This is a genomic window from Nocardioides sp. TRM66260-LWL, from assembly GCF_020075545.1.
Lineage (GTDB): Bacteria > Actinomycetota > Actinomycetes > Propionibacteriales > Nocardioidaceae > Nocardioides.
The window spans coordinates 182,142-196,908 of sequence record NZ_JAIQZK010000003.1 but is presented as its reverse complement, the minus strand read 5'-3'; the positions used below and the strand labels follow the sequence as shown (position 1 = coordinate 196,908).

Sequence of the window (14,767 nt, the reverse complement as noted above, 5' to 3'; positions counted from 1 at the left end):
ACTGGCCGCGGCTGCGTACAGTGACGCGGTGCCCGAAGTGAGCCTGGACTTCCCCCGCGCGTGGGTCGAGTTCGTCAACCCCGACGACGAGTCCGAGGTGCTGCGCTGCGACCTCACCTGGCTCACCTCGTCCTACGCCTGCGTGTTCGGCTCGGGCTGCGCCGGCATCTACGCCGACTCCCCCGACGTCGGCTGCTGCACCCTCGGCGCCCACTTCGCCGACCGCGACGACGAGACGCGCGTCGCCGGCTTCGTCGCCCGGCTCACCCTCGAGCTGTGGCAGCGGCACCCCGGCCGCGCCGTGCGCACCCGCGACTGGGTCGAGATGGACGACGACGGCGAGCGCAAGACCCGCGTCGCGCGGCACGACGACGGCCAGCAGGCGTGCGTGTTCGCCAACCGTGCCGACCACCCCGCCGGCGAAGGCTGCGCGCTGCACGCCCTGGCCCTGCGGGAGGGACGCCACCCGCTGGAGACCAAGCCCGACGTGTGCTGGCAGCTGCCGATCCGCCGCACCTTCCGCGAGGTCGAGCGGATGGACGGCACCTCCTACACCGAGGTCGGCATCGGCGAGTACGACCGGCGCGGCTGGGGGCCGGGCGGCCACGACCTCGACTGGTACTGCTCGGGCAACACCGAGGCCCACGTCGCCCCCGAGCCGGTGTACCTCACCCATGCCGCCGAGCTGGTGGCGCTGATGGGTCGGGCCGCCTACGACGAGCTGGTCGTCCACTGCGACCGGCACCTGCGCTCGCGCTCGCTGCTCGCGCTGCACCCGGCCGATCCGCGGGCGTAGGCCGCCAGTTTCATCGGCTGGCCGATGAAACTGGCGCGCGCCGCGAAAGTTTCGGCGGCCGACCGCCGAAACTGCCGATCCCACGCACCCCACCCGCCCCACCGAACCTCTCGACGTCAAGAGACCCGCACCCCGGCGTCGAGCCGCTCTCAGGACGTGTTCAGAATCTAGGCATGCGCCTGGACCACCTCTCCTACGCCGCCGGACCCGACGGACTCGCCGGCACCGCGGCCCGCATCGGCGGCCTCCTGGGCGCCGACTTCGCCGACGGCGGCGTGCACCCGCGGTTCGGCACCCGCAACGTCATCCTCCCGCTCGCGGCGGGCACCTATCTCGAGATCGTCGAGGTGCTCGACCACCCGGCGTCCGACAAGGCCCCCTTCGGCCAGGCCGTCCGCGCCCGCAGCGCCCTCGGCGGCGGCTGGCTGGGCTGGGCCGTGGCGGTCGACGACATCTCCACGCCCGAGGCGCGCCTGGGCCGTCCCGCCGCGAAGGGCAGCCGCCACCGTCCCGACGGCGCCGAGCTGCGCTGGAAGCAGATCGGCATCAACGGCCTGATCGCCGACCCGCAGCTGCCCTACTTCATCCAGTGGGAGGTGCCGGCCGAGCTGCACCCCGGCTCGGGCAGCACCGGCGAGTTCTCGCTGGCCTGCCTCGAGATCGCCGGCGACCCGCAGCGGGTGAGCGAGTGGCTCGGCGAGTCGGTCGAGGCGCCGCTGGAGGACGTCAAGGTCGAGTGGGTCGCCCCGCACGGCACCCCCGGCATCATCGCCGCGCAGATCCAGACCCCGAACGGCCTCGTCCGTCTCTGAGTCCGTGACGCCGTCCCGGCGGCCCGCGTGAGCGGGCCGCGGCTGCCGCGCGGCGCCGTCCGCAGCCCGAACATCTGGGACCACCCCGACGTCTACGAGATCGAGAACCGGGCCGCCGACCCGCACGGACGCCTCGAGGCGGCGATGCGCGAGCTCGGCGACTGGTCCGGACGCACCCTGCTCGACCTCGGCTGCGGCACCGGCTTCCACCTGCCCCGCTGGGCCGCCGAGCCCGGCGCGGCCGCGCGGGTGGTCGGCGTCGAGCCGCATCCCGACCTGCTCGCGCTCGCGCGCCGCCGGGTGCGTCGCCGGGTCGCCGACCCGGCACGGGTGAGCCTGCTTCCCGGCACCGCCCAGGACGTCCCGCTGCCCGACGGCGCGGTCGACGTCGTGCACGTGCGCTGGGCGTACTTCTTCGGCCCGGGCTGCGAGCCGGGCCTGCGCGAGCTGCAGCGCGTGGTGCGTCGCGGCGGGGTCGCGTTCGTCATCGACAACGACGGCTCCCGCTCCACCTTCGGCCACTGGTTCCGGCGCGGCTTCCCGCACCTGCCCGAGCCGTCGACGATCGAGCGGTTCTGGGCGCGGCACGGCTGGAGCCGGCGACAGATCGACATGGGCTGGCGGTTCGAGCGTCCCGAGGACCTCGAGGCCGTCGTCCGGCTCGAGCTCCCGCCCGCCGCGGCCGAGCAGGCCCTCGCCGAGCACGCCGCCCACGGCGAGCAGGCGGGGGCGGGCGGGCTCGAGGTCGACTACGCGGTCAACCTCTGGTGGCGCACGTTCTGAGCAGCGCGTCCGCTCAGGACGAGCCGCGCAGCGCCAGGGTCGGGGTCAGCAGCACCTGACGCGGGGGCCGCGGCGGGTGCCCGAGCAGCCCCGAGAGCGCCTCGACGATCTCCACGGCCACCTGCTCCAGCGGCTGGCGCACCGACGTCAGCCCGGGCCGCACCACCTGGGCGACCTGGGAGTCGTCGAACCCGACGACCGCGACGTCGCGACCCGGCGTCCGCCCGCGCTCCTCGAGGGTGTGCAGCACGCCCATCGCGAGGGTGTCGGACGCGCAGACGAACGCCGTGGGGTCGGCCTCGTCGAGCAGCACCGCGCTGGCGCTGCGGCCGCTGTGCACGGTGTCCTCGACCCGCGAGGCCAGACCGGTGGTGGCCAGCCCGTGGGCGCGCATGGCGCGGGTCCAGCCGGCGCGGCGGTCCTCGCCGATCCAGGAGTCCTTGCGCCAGCCGATCCAGGCGATCCGCCGGTGGCCGCGCTCGATCAGGTGGGTCGTGGCCAGCTCGCAGCCGGCGGCGCCGTCGACGTCGACCCACGCATGGGGGGCGTCCGGCTTGTCCCAGGGCCGCCCGAAGGCGACGAACGGCGCCCGCCGGGTCTCCAGCCACCGGGCCTGCGGGTTGCCCAGGTAGGTGTCGGTGACGACGAAGGCGTCGACCGCCGTCGAGCGGAGCAGGTCGTCGTAGCCGGCCAGCGGGTCGCGGGGGTCCCCGGAGAAGAGCAGCACGTGGTAGCCGGCCTCGCGGGAGGTCTCGACGAGGGAGTGGACGAAGCGGTCCATCGTCGCGTTCGCCGTGCCCTCCTGCGCGGGGCTGAACCGCAGGCCGATCAGGTGCGACGAGCGGGTGCGCAGGTTGCGGGCGGCGCGGTTGGGCAGGTAGCCCAGCTCGGCGATCGCCTCCTGCACGCGCGTGAGGGTGTCGGGCCGCAGCAGCTCGGGGTTGTTGACCGCGTTCGACACCGTCTGACGCGAGACGCCGGCCCGCTCGGCGACGTCGGCCAGGGTCGGCGGAGCCGCCGGCACGCGTCCGGGGATGCGGGTCGGACCGCTCACCGCGCGCCTCCTCTGGTCGTGCCCGTCCGGCTTGGATCGTTCCAGTCGAAGGATAGTCCCGCCCGAGCCCCGCGGTCGGCAGGCGTCCGTCCGGCACTGTCGGCGCGCTCGTCTACGGTGAGCCGCGTGAGCCCGTCCGCCTCGTCCCGCGCCCGCCCGCGCAAGAGCTTCGTCTGCGGCGGCTGCGGCGCGGAGTTCGGCACCTGGTACGGCCGCTGCCCCAAGTGCGCCGAGTTCGGCACCCTCGCCGAGGCGGCCCCGGCCGCCACCGCCGCCGTCGGCCTGCGCGCCTCCGGCGCCGGCACCACGCCGGCGCGTCCGGCCCGCCGGCTCACCGACATCTCCGAGGCCGAGGTCGGGCCGCGGGTGGGCACGGGACTGGCTGAGTTCGACCGCGTGCTCGGCGGCGGGCTGGTCACCGGCCAGGTGCTGCTCCTGTCGGGCGAGCCGGGCGCCGGCAAGTCGACGCTGCTGCTCACCACCGCCGACGCGGTCGCCCGCGCCACCGGGCGTCCGGTGCTCTACGTCTCCGGCGAGGAGTCGGTGCACCAGATCGCCACCCGGGCCCGGCGCATCGGCGCCACCCACGAGCAGGTCTACCTCGCCGACGGCAACGACCTCGCCCAGGCCATCGGCCACCTCGACGCGCTCGGGCCCGACGTCGCGCTGATGATCCTCGACTCCGTGCAGACCGTCGCCTCGGCCGACGTCGAGGGACGGGCCGGCGGCGTCGCGCAGGTCATGGAGGTCGCCTCCACGCTCACCCGGCTCGCCAAGGCCCGCGGCATCGCGGTGTGCCTGGTCGGCCAGGTCACCAAGGAGTCCACGGTCGCGGGCCCGCGGGCGCTCGAGCACGTCGTCGACACCACGCTCTCCCTCGACGGCGACCGGCAGACCCCGCTGCGCCTGCTCCGCGCGGTCAAGAACCGCTTCGGCCCCGCCGACGAGGTCGCCTGCTTCGAGCAGACCGACGCTGGCATGGTCGAGGTGCCCGATCCGTCCAGCCTGTTCCGGGGCGTCCGCGACGAGCCGGTGGCCGGCACCTGCATCACCGTCACCGTCGAGGGCCGGCGTCCCCTGCTCGCCGAGATGCAGGCGCTGGTCTCGCCCAGCGGCACGCCGAACCCCCGCCGCGGGGTCAGCGGGCTCGACTCCGCCCGGGTGGCGATGCTGATCGCCGTCACCGAGCGCATCGCCGGCCTGCGGCTGGCCGACAAGGACGTCTACGCCGCCACGGTCGGCGGCATGCGCTCCTCCGACCCCGCCAGCGACCTCGCCATCTGCCTGGCCATCGCCTCCGCCGCCACCGGCAAGCCGCTGCCGCTCGACGTCGCCGCGATCGGCGAGGTCTCGCTGTCCGGCGACATCCGTCGCGTCACGATGGCCGGCCAGCGCATCGCCGAGGCCGCGCGCCTCGGGCACGGCCGCATCCTGGTGCCGGCCGGCACCCGCGAGGCCGTGCGCGACCTGCGGCTCGGGGCGGTGCCCGCCCACGTCGTCGAGGTCTCCACGATCCACCAGGCGCTCACCGCGCTCGACGCCTCGCCGCGGCCGCGGCCGGTCCGCCAGCCCGACGACCACTAGAGTTCCCCCAGACGCCCGCGCCAGGAAGAGGGATCCCGTGGCCGCCACCGAACGCTCCGACGAGAACCTCCGCCTCCGGGCGGTGCTGGCCTCGATCGCACCCGGCACCAGCCTGCGCGACGGGCTGGAGCGCATCCTCCGCGGACGCACCGGCGCGCTGATCGTCGTCGGGCACGACAAGACCGTCGAGTCGATCTCCACCGGCGGCTTCCACCTCGACGTCCCGTTCACCGCCACCGGCCTGCGCGAGCTGGCGAAGATGGACGGCGCGATCATCGTCGACAAGGACCTCACCCGCATCATCCGGGCCGCGGTGCACCTGATGCCCGACCACACCATCCCGACCGAGGAGACCGGCACCCGGCACCGCACCGCCGACCGCGTCGCCAAGCAGACCGGCTTCCCGGTCATCTCGGTCTCGCAGTCGATGCAGATCATCGCCGCCTACGTGGGCGACACCCGGCACGTGCTCGAGGACTCCGGTCAGATCCTCTCCCGCGCCAACCAGGCCCTCGCCACCCTCGAGCGGTACAAGCAGCGTCTCGACGAGGTCTCCAGCACCCTCTCCGCGCTCGAGATCGAGGACCTCGTCACGGTGCGCGACGTCGCCGTGGTGGCCCAGCGCCTCGAGATGGTCATCCGCATCGCCCGCGAGATCGAGGACTACGTGCTCGAGCTCGGCACGGACGGCCGGCTGCTGTCGCTGCAGCTCGAGGAGCTCATCTCCGGCGTCGACGCCGAGCGCGAGCTGGTCATCCGCGACTACCTCCCCACCGGACGACGCACCAAGGGCCCCGACCAGCTGATCGCCCGCCTCGGGGAGCTCTCCCCCACCGAGCTGGTCGACCCCGGCTCGATGGCCCGGGTGCTCGGCCTCGGCGACGGCGAGCACCTCGACGGCGCCGTCGCACCCCGCGGCTACCGCCTGCTGGCCAAGGTGCCGCGCCTGCCGGGCGCGGTCGTCGACCGACTCGTCGACCACTTCGGCACCCTGCAGAAGCTGCTGTCCGCGGGCATCGACGACCTCCAGGCCGTCGACGGCGTCGGCGAGCTGCGCGCGCGCAGCGTGCGCGAGGGTCTCTCGCGGCTCGCCGAGTCGAGCATCCTGGAGCGGTACGTCTGAGCCCGGTCAGCGGGCCGGGGTGCTGCTCGGCTTGCTGGGCCTGCCGCTCGGCTTGCTGCTGGGTCTGCCGCTGGGCGTCGCCGTCGGGCTGGCGGTACGCGTGACGACGACCGGTCCCGGGGTCCCGAGCTGGAACCGCGCCGTGGCGGGCTCGCCGGCGAAGGCCGCGGCGGCGACCCGGTAGGTGGCCGGGAGCGCCCAGGCGGTCAGCCGGCTGCACTCGTCGTCGGAGAGTCGGCCGTTCCACACGACCCGCACCCGGGTGGCCACGGCCTGACGCACCGTCACCTCGCCGCCGGGCAGGGCACCGGGGCACTGCCGGCTCGACCACACGTCGTCCGCCGCCCGGCTGATCTTCACCGTCAGGTGCTGCGCCGACGGGCTCCAGGTGCAGGCCGGGGTCGTGTCGGTGCGCAGCGACAGCGTGATGACGACGTCGCGCCCGGCCTCGGGGCGCTCGACGGTCGGCACGACCTTGACGTCGCGGTCGCGGCACACGCCGGTCGGCTCGGCGAGCGGCGTCGGGCTCGTCCGCGGACGCGCCGCGCGGGTCGGTCGCGCGGTCGGCGACGGGGAGGACGTTCCGGCCGGTGCGGACGACGAGGCCGGGGCGCCCACCAGCTGGGCCGAGCCGTCGGGCTGTCCAGAGCCGGAGCCGGAGCCACCGGCGCCGAGCAGCTGGGCGATGCCGACGACGAGCAGCGCGGCCACCACGCCGACGAGCGCGCGCCGACGCCAGTAGACCGACGACGGCAGGGGTCCCCGGGTGAGGCCGCGCGTGGTCATGCGGGCACGGTAGTCAGCGCGACGCCGATCGCGGGGGCGCCACTCCGGGGCCGGCGCCGACCCGCGAGAATGGCGGCGATGAGCCATCCCCTGCACGAGCCGGTGCTCGCCTGGTACGACGCGCACCAGCGCGACCTGCCCTGGCGCCGGCCCGAGGCGTCGGCGTGGTCGGTGATGGTCTCGGAGCTCATGCTGCAGCAGACCCCCGTCGCCCGCGTGCTGCCCGTGCACGAGGCCTGGCTGGAGCGCTGGCCCACGCCGGCCGCCCTGGCCGCCGAGCCCGCCGGCGAGGCGGTGCGCGCCTGGGGGCGTCTCGGCTACCCCCGCCGCGCCCTGCGCCTGCACGCCGCGGCCACGGCGATCGTCGAGCGCCACGGCGGCGAGGTGCCCGACGCGTACGACGACCTGATCACGCTGCCCGGCGTCGGCGACTACACCGCCGCCGCCATCGCGTCCTTCGCCTACGGTCGGCGTCACGTCGTGCTCGACACGAACGTGCGACGCGTGCTCGCCCGGGCCGTCTCCGGCACGGAGCTCGCCCCCGCGTCCGTCACGCGCGCCGAGCGCGACCTCGCCGCCTCGCTGCTGCCCGACGACGCCCCGACCGCCGCCACCTGGGCCGTGGCCGTCATGGAGCTCGGCGCCCTGGTGTGCACCGCCGCCTCCCCCCGCTGCGACGCCTGCCCGATCGTCGGACAGTGCGCCTGGGTCGCCGCCGGCCGTCCCGCCCACGACGGCCCGCCCCGTCGCGTCCAGGCCTGGGCCGGCACCGACCGGCAGTGCCGCGGACGACTCCTCGCGGTCGTGCGCGACGCCGATCGGCCCGTGCACGTCAGCGCGCTGGAGGCCGTCTGGGGCGAGGCCGCTCAGCGGACGCGCTGCCTCGAGGGCCTGCTCGCCGACGGCCTGCTCGTCCGGTCCGGACCCGAGACGTACGCGCTGCCCTGACCTCAGGTGCGGAACCTGTCGGTGGGAGTTCGAACCTACGAACGCCCACCGACAGGTTCGGCGGCCAGCCGCCGAAGCTTCAGCGGTCAGCCGCCGAACCTGTCGCGCCGGCCGACCCCGGACGCACCGACGCCCCGCGCTCGGACGAGCACGGGGCGTCGGGGTGGATCAGCGGGAGGTCACTGCTCCTCGGCGGTCTCCAGCGGAGGCAGGTCGGGGAGCTCGGCGACCTTCTGGCCGGCGAAGGTGAAGGTCGCGGACGGACCGGTGCCCTCCACGTCGACCAGCACGATCTGGCCGGGGCCGACCTCGCCGTAGAGCATCTTCTCGGCCAGGACGTCCTCGATCTCGCGCTGCACGGTGCGACGCAGCGGACGCGCGCCCAGCACGGGGTCGAAGCCACGCTCGGCCAGGAGGTTCTTGGCCGCCTGGGTGAGCTCGAGCTGCATGTCGCGGTCCTTCAAACGCACCTCGACCGAGGCGATCATGTTGTCGACCATCGAGATGATCTGCTCCTGCGACAGCGGCGGGAACACGATGATCTCGTCGACGCGGTTGAGGAACTCCGGACGGAAGTGCTGCTTGAGCTCGTCGGAGACCTTCTGCTTCATCCGGTCGTACGACCCGGCCGGGTCGCCGCCGCCGAAGCCCAGGCCCACCGACTTGCCGATGTCGCGCGAGCCGAGGTTCGTGGTCATGATGATGACGCAGTTCTTGAAGTCCACGACCCGACCCTGGGAGTCGGTCAGGCGACCTTCCTCCAGGATCTGCAGCAGGCTGTTGAAGATGTCGGGGTGGGCCTTCTCGACCTCGTCGAAGAGCACGACCGAGAACGGCTTGCGGCGCACCTTCTCGGTGAGCTGGCCGCCCTCCTCGTAGCCCACGTATCCCGGCGGCGAGCCGAAGAGCCGCGAGACCGTGTGCTTCTCGCCGAACTCCGACATGTCGAGCTGGATGAGCGCGTCCTCGTCGCCGAAGAGGAACTCCGCCAGCGTCTTCGACAGCCACGTCTTTCCGACGCCCGAGGGGCCGGCGAAGATGAACGAGCCACCGGGACGCTTGGGGTCCTTCAGGCCGGCACGGGTGCGGCGGATCGCCCGGGAGAGCGCCTTGACGGCCTCGTCCTGGCCGATGACCCGCTTGTGGAGCTCGTCCTCCATCTTGAGCAGGCGGGTGGACTCCTCCTCGCTCAGCTTGACGATCGGGATGCCGGTGGCGACCGCCAGCACCTCGGCGATCAGCTCCTCGTCGACCTCCGCGACCTCGTCCATGTCGCCGGCGCGCCACTGCTTCTCGCGCTCGGCCTTCTTCAGGATGAGCTGCTTCTCCTCGTCGCGCAGGCGCGCGGCGGCCTCGAAGTCCTGGCCGTCGATCGCGGCCTCCTTGCGCTGGCGCACCTCGGCGATCTGGTCGTCGTACTCGCGCAGGTCGGCCGGGGCGGTCATGCGCCGGATGCGCAGGCGCGAGCCCGCCTCGTCGATCAGGTCGATCGCCTTGTCGGGCAGGAAGCGGTCGGAGATGTACCGGTCGGCCAGGGTCGCCGCCGAGACGAGCGCCTCGTCGGTGATCGTGACGCGGTGGTGCGCCTCGTAGCGGTCGCGGATGCCCTTGAGCATCTCGATGGTGTCGGCGATCGACGGCTCGGGCACCTGGATCGGCTGGAATCGGCGCTCCAGCGCGGCGTCCTTCTCGAGGTACTTGCGGTACTCGTCGAGGGTGGTGGCGCCGATCGTCTGCAGCTCGCCGCGGGCCAGCATCGGCTTGAGGATGCTGGCGGCGTCGATCGCGCCCTCGGCCGCGCCGGCGCCGACGAGGGTGTGGATCTCGTCGATGAACAGCACGATGTCGCCGCGGGTGCGGATCTCCTTGAGCACCTTCTTCAGGCGCTCCTCGAAGTCGCCGCGGTAGCGGGAGCCCGCCACCAGCGCACCGAGGTCGAGGGTGTAGATCTGCTTGTCCTTCAGCGTCTCGGGCACGTTGCCCTTGACGATGTCCTGGGCCAGGCCCTCGACGATCGAGGTCTTGCCGACGCCCGGCTCGCCGATGAGCACCGGGTTGTTCTTGGTGCGCCGGCTGAGCACCTGCATGACGCGCTCGATCTGCTGGGCGCGGCCGATGATCGGGTCGAGCTTGCCCTCGCGGGCGTCCTGGGTGAGGTTGCGGCCGAACTGGTCGAGCACCAGCGACGACGACGGGGCGTCGCCCGACGCGCCCGTGGCGGCCGCGGCCGACTGCGCCGACTCCTTGCCCTGGAAGCCCGAGAGCAGCTGGATGACCTGCTGGCGCACGCGGTTGAGGTCGGCGCCGAGCTTCTGCAGCACCTGGGCGGCGACGCCCTCGCCCTCGCGGATGAGGCCGAGCAGGATGTGCTCGGTGCCGATGTAGGAGTGGCCGAGCTGCAGCGCCTCGCGCAGGGACAGCTCGAGCACCTTCTTGGCGCGCGGGGTGAAGGGGATGTGCCCGGACGGGGCCTGCTGGCCCTGGCCGATGATCTCCTCGACCTGCGCGCGCACCGCCTCCAGGGAGATGTCGAGGGACTCCAGCGCCTTGGCCGCGACGCCCTCCCCCTCGTGGATCAGCCCGAGCAGGATGTGCTCGGTGCCGATGTAGTTGTGGGAGAGCATGCGGGCCTCCTCCTGGGCCAGCACGACCACTCGCCGGGCTCGGTCGGTGAACCGCTCGAACATGCGCCACGCTCCTCGTTCTGATGGGGCGACTCGTGTGTGGTGGGGACGTCGCCCGACGTCCCGTACGAGGCTTCCAACCCCGCTGCCACCCTACGCGTTCCCGGAAAGCACCGGCGGCGCATCCGCTGAGAGCGAACACGCCGCCGGGGCGGTGCGGGTCGAGGTCAGTGGGCGGCCTCGTAGGCGCTGCGGACCTCGGCGGAGATGCGCCCGCGCTCGGGCACGTCGTAGCCGTTCTCGGCGGCCCAGGCGCGGATCTCGCCGGGGGTCGCGCCACCGGACGCGGCGGCCTTGCGGGCGCCGCCGCCGCTGCGGCGCGCGGCGCCGCCGACCTTGCGGGCGTGACCGACGTAGCCGGCGAGCGCCTCGCGCAGCTCGGCCGCGTGCTCGTCGTTGAGGTCGATCTCGTAGCTGGTGCCGTCGAGCCCGAAGCTGACGGTCTGGGTGGCCTCGGTGCCGTCGAGGTCGTCCTCGAGCACGATGTGGATCTTCTGCGCCATGGTGTTTCCCATCCCTCTCCTGGATCCGGCGGGTCCGGTGCCGGATCTGCGTCGGGCGGCGCCCGGAATGGGCGACGACCGATTCCTCGGGAACGTCCGTCGCGAACGCATGAAGTGCACTCGGGATCGGACACGTGAATCCCGGGGAATGTCCCCATGGTGCCATCTGCGGCCCGTATTCCGACATGCCGCGAAAGTGAAGAAATGTTGCGATGCAGATCACTGCAACGCTCGACCGGGCTTTCCTGAGAGGATTCTCAGGAATTGCGGCGGCGCGCGTTCCTGGCGAAGACCAGCGCCAGCCCCTCGAGGGTGAGCCAGGGGCGGTGATCGGTGAAGCACGCGCATTCCGCGATCACCAGCGGCGCCAGGTGCCCGGTCGCGACGACGGCCGGCTCGACGCCCGGCTCCAGTGCGAGCTCGGCGACGATGCGTCCGACCATGCCCTCGACCAGGCTGGCCATCCCGAGCACCAGACCCGACTGCAGGGCCTCGACGGTGTTGCGGGCGATCACGGTGCGCGGACGCACGATCTCGACGCTGCGCAGCTGCGCGCCGCGCCGGTCCAGGGCCTCGATCGAGACCTCCAGCCCCGGGGCGATCGCGCCGCCGACGTACTGACCGGCCGGGTTGACGACGTCGAAGGTCGTGGCGGTGCCCCCGAAGTCGACGACGATCGCCGGCCCGCCGATCAGCGTCGCCGCCGCCAGTGCGTTGACGATCCGGTCGGCGCCGACCTCGCGGGGGTTGTCGACCAGCACGGGCACTCCGGTGCGCACGCCCGGCTCGACCACGACGACGTCGAGGTCGGCGAAGTGCCGTGGCAGCATCTCGCGCCACTCGTGCAGCACCGAGGGCACCGTCGAGCAGACCGCGACGCCGTCGACCGCCGGGACGCCCGCGGCGTCGCCGACCAGCAGCCCGTGCACCAGCACGGCCCACTCGTCGGCGGTGCGCCGCGCGTCGGTGGCCACCCGCCACTGCGCGCGCACCTGCCCGTCGTCGAGCAGGCCGAGCACGGTGTGGCTGTTGCCGATGTCGACGGCGAGCAGGGCCATCAGTGCTCCCGGAAGTCCAGACCGAGGTCGAAGACCCGCACGGAGTGGGTCAGGGCGCCCACCGAGATGAAGTCGACGCCGGTCTCGGCGACGACCCGGGCGCGCTCGAGCGTCAGGCCGCCCGAGGCCTCCAGCGAGGCCCGGCCCGCGGTGCGCCGCACGGCCTCGGCGAGCGTGGCGGGCTCCATGTTGTCGAGCAGGACCTCGGTGCAGCCGGCCTCGAGCACGGCGTCGAGCTCCTCGAGCGTCGTCACCTCGACCTCGACGCGCAGGCCGGGGCTCGCCGCGAGCACGCGACGGTAGGCCTCGACGACGCCGCCGGCCGCGACCACGTGGTTGTCCTTGACCATCGCGCGGTCGACCAGCGAGAAGCGGTGGTTGAGCCCGCCGCCGCAGCGCACGGCGTACTTCTGCAGCGCGCGCCAGCCCGGCAGGGTCTTGCGGGTGTCGAGCACCCGCGCCCGGGTGCCCTCGAGGGCGTCGACCCAGGCCGCCGTGGCGGTCGCGACGCCGGAGAGGTGGCTGGCGAAGTTCAGCGCGGTGCGCTCGGCGGTCAGCACGCCCCGCACCGGGCCCTCGACGGTCAGGACGACGTTGCCCGGCGCGACCCGCGAGCCGTCGGGCGCGCGGTGGGCGATCGTCACGTCGTCGCCGAGCACGTAGCGGAAGGCCAGCTCGGCGATCGCAAGCCCGGCGACCACGCCGGTCTCCCGGGACGCGACGTCGGCGACCGCTCGGCCCATGTCGGGCATCGCGGCGCTCGTGGCGTCGTCGGCGCCTCCGGGCAGGTCCTCCTCGAAGGCCAGGGCGACGTGGGCGTGCACCGCCTCGGGGTCGAGGCCGGCCTCGCGCAGCTCGGCGACCAGCGCCGCGGGCAGGTCGGCGAGCGGCGTGCGGGCGATCATCGCTCGCCCGCCACGACCGGCTCGGCGACGGCGGGACGGTCCGACGCCGGTGCGGCCGAGAACGCCGCCGCGGGCACACCGTCGCGCAGGACGAGGTCGACGTGCCCGGCGAACCCGGCGTCGTCGCGCTCGGGGAAGTCCTCGCGCCAGTGCGAGCCGCGGGTCTCCTCGCGCAGGGTCGCGGCGACGGTGAGCGCGGACGCGACCGTGAGCAGGTTGGCGTCCTCCCAGGCGTGCACGTCGACGACCTCGGCGGGCGCGCCCGCCAGCGCGTCCAGCTCGGTCGCGGCGGCGTCGAGGCCGGCACGACTGCGCAGGACGCCGACCCGGGCGCTCATCGTGGCCTGGAGCGCGTCGCGCACGCCGCCCGCCACCAGGCCCGCCGGACGCGGGTCGTCGGGCAGCGGCTCGGACGCCCAGGGGCGCAGCTCGTCGGGCAGCACGTCGGCGATCCGCCGCGAGAAGACCAGGCCCTCGAGGAGCGAGTTCGACGCCAGCCGGTTGGCGCCGTGGACCCCGGAGCACGCCACCTCGCCGGTGGCGTACAGCCCCGGGACGTCGGTGCGCCCCCACAGGTCGGTGCGCACGCCGCCGGACGCGTAGTGGCAGGCCGGGGCCACCGGGATGAGCTGGGTGACGGGGTCGACGCCGTGCGAGCGGGCGGTGGCGAGGATGGTCGGGAAGCGCCGCTCCCAGAAGGCGGCGCCGAGATGGCGCGCGTCGAGCCACATGTGCGGTCGCCCGGTCTCGATCATCCGCCGCATGATCGCCTTCGCGACCACGTCGCGCGGGGCGAGGTCGGCGAGCTCGTGCACGCCCTGCATGAACCGCCGCCCGCCGTCCTCGGGCGGGCCGTCGACCAGCACCGCGCCCTCGCCGCGCACGGCCTCGGAGATCAGCGGCTGCTGCCCGTGGGAGTCGGGACCCAGCCACATGACGGTGGGGTGGAACTGCACGAACTCCAGGTCGCGCAGCGTCGCGCCGGCGCGCAGCGCGAGCGCCATGCCGTCGCCGGTGGAGACGGCCGGGTTGGTGGTCTGGCTGAACACCTGGCCGAGCCCGCCGCTGGCCAGGACGACGGCCCGGCACCGCACCGCGCCGACGCCGTCGCGCTGGCCCTCGCCGAGCACGTGCAGCGTCAGACCGGCGACGCCGCCGTCGGCGTCGAGCAGCAGGTCGAGGGCGAGCGCGCGCTTGACGATCTCGATCTCGGGCGCGCGTCCGACGGCCGCGATCAGCGCCCGCTGGATCTCCGCGCCCGTGGCGTCGCCGCCGGCGTGCGCGATGCGGTCGCGGTGGTGGCCGCCCTCGCGGGTCAGCGACAGCTCGCCGTCGGGGTCGTGGTCGAAGGTCGCGCCAAGCGCGATCAGCTCGCGCACGGCGTCGGGCCCCTCCGTCACCAGCGCCCGGACGGCCGCCGGGTCGCAGGCGCCCGCGCCGGCGACCAGGGTGTCGAGCTCGTGCTCCGCCGGGGAGTCGCCGGGCCCGAGGGCGGCGGCGATGCCGCCCTGCGCCCACTGCGTCGAGCCGGCCGCCAGCCGGTCCTTCGTGACGACCAGGACGCGTGCGCCCGCGCCGAGCCGGTCCTTGAGCCGGAGGGCGGCGGTGAGCCCGGCGATGCCGGAGCCCACGACGACGACGTCGGCGGCGATCGTCCAGCCGGGCTCCGGGGCGCGCAGGCGCCCGGGGAGCGGGGTGCGGGTCATCTCTCGAGGCTAGCGGTGGGCTCGC

General features: G+C 74.2%; 13 protein-coding genes. 6 read left to right on the top strand and 7 right to left on the bottom strand.

From position 1 onward, the window contains the following. The first annotated feature begins 28 nt into the window (after positions 1–28). The 3 genes from K8Z61_RS10220 (at position 29) to K8Z61_RS10210 (ending at position 2,391) form a co-directional block, all read left to right on the top strand. Complete coding sequence (locus K8Z61_RS10220; RefSeq protein WP_224129123.1) at positions 29–796, top strand: hypothetical protein; 768 nt, start codon at positions 29–31, stop codon at positions 794–796. 173 nt (positions 797–969) lie between these two features. Next, on the top strand, positions 970–1,608 hold the full coding sequence (locus tag K8Z61_RS10215) for a VOC family protein (protein WP_224129121.1): 639 nt from the start codon (positions 970–972) through the stop codon (positions 1,606–1,608). Between the two features lie 27 nt (positions 1,609–1,635). After that, entirely contained in the window at positions 1,636–2,391 is a 756-nt protein-coding gene (locus K8Z61_RS10210) for a class I SAM-dependent methyltransferase (RefSeq protein ID WP_224129118.1), read from the top strand. Between the two features lie 13 nt (positions 2,392–2,404). Here K8Z61_RS10210 and K8Z61_RS10205 read toward each other — a convergent pair whose 3' ends face one another. Beyond that, entirely contained in the window at positions 2,405–3,445 is a 1,041-nt protein-coding gene (locus K8Z61_RS10205) for a LacI family DNA-binding transcriptional regulator (RefSeq protein ID WP_224129116.1), read from the bottom strand. A gap of 126 nt (positions 3,446–3,571) precedes the next feature. On the opposite strand from K8Z61_RS10205, the gene radA reads away from it, so the two are divergent. Further along, a complete protein-coding gene (gene radA, locus K8Z61_RS10200) occupies positions 3,572–5,029 on the top strand; it encodes a DNA repair protein RadA (RefSeq protein WP_224129114.1) in 1,458 nt (485 codons plus the stop codon). A 37-nt stretch (positions 5,030–5,066) separates the two neighbouring features. Then, positions 5,067–6,152, top strand: a complete 1,086-nt coding sequence (disA, locus tag K8Z61_RS10195) for a DNA integrity scanning diadenylate cyclase DisA (RefSeq protein WP_224129112.1) — start codon at positions 5,067–5,069, stop codon at positions 6,150–6,152. Positions 6,153–6,158: 6 nt separating this feature from the next. Here disA and K8Z61_RS10190 read toward each other — a convergent pair whose 3' ends face one another. Further along, a complete protein-coding gene (locus K8Z61_RS10190) occupies positions 6,159–6,938 on the bottom strand; it encodes a hypothetical protein (protein ID WP_224129109.1) in 780 nt (259 codons plus the stop codon). A gap of 69 nt (positions 6,939–7,007) precedes the next feature. Here K8Z61_RS10190 and K8Z61_RS10185 point away from each other — a divergent pair, with 69 nt between their 5' ends. Then, positions 7,008–7,886, top strand: coding sequence for an A/G-specific adenine glycosylase (locus K8Z61_RS10185; RefSeq protein WP_308116771.1), 879 nt, complete (start codon positions 7,008–7,010; stop codon positions 7,884–7,886). 179 nt (positions 7,887–8,065) lie between these two features. Here K8Z61_RS10185 and K8Z61_RS10180 read toward each other — a convergent pair whose 3' ends face one another. The 5 genes from K8Z61_RS10180 to K8Z61_RS10160 form a co-directional block, all read right to left on the bottom strand. Beyond that, complete coding sequence (locus tag K8Z61_RS10180; RefSeq protein WP_224129105.1) at positions 8,066–10,573, bottom strand: ATP-dependent Clp protease ATP-binding subunit; 2,508 nt, start codon at positions 10,571–10,573, stop codon at positions 8,066–8,068. 164 nt (positions 10,574–10,737) lie between these two features. Next, on the bottom strand, positions 10,738–11,073 hold the full coding sequence (locus tag K8Z61_RS10175) for an Lsr2 family protein (protein WP_224129103.1): 336 nt from the start codon (positions 11,071–11,073) through the stop codon (positions 10,738–10,740). A gap of 257 nt (positions 11,074–11,330) precedes the next feature. Next, positions 11,331–12,131 (bottom strand): type III pantothenate kinase, encoded by an 801-nt coding sequence (locus K8Z61_RS10170; RefSeq protein WP_224129100.1) that lies wholly within the window; start codon positions 12,129–12,131, stop codon positions 11,331–11,333. Beyond that, positions 12,131–13,036 carry a carboxylating nicotinate-nucleotide diphosphorylase gene (gene nadC / locus K8Z61_RS10165; protein WP_224129098.1) on the bottom strand — a complete coding sequence of 302 codons (906 nt, stop codon included), beginning with the start codon at positions 13,034–13,036 and terminating at the stop codon, positions 12,131–12,133. Before nadC ends, K8Z61_RS10170 begins: the two co-directional genes overlap by 1 nt. Beyond that, positions 13,033–14,742, bottom strand: a complete 1,710-nt coding sequence (locus K8Z61_RS10160) for an L-aspartate oxidase (protein ID WP_224129096.1) — start codon at positions 14,740–14,742, stop codon at positions 13,033–13,035. Before K8Z61_RS10160 ends, nadC begins: the two co-directional genes overlap by 4 nt. Between the last annotated feature and the right edge of the window lie 25 nt (positions 14,743–14,767).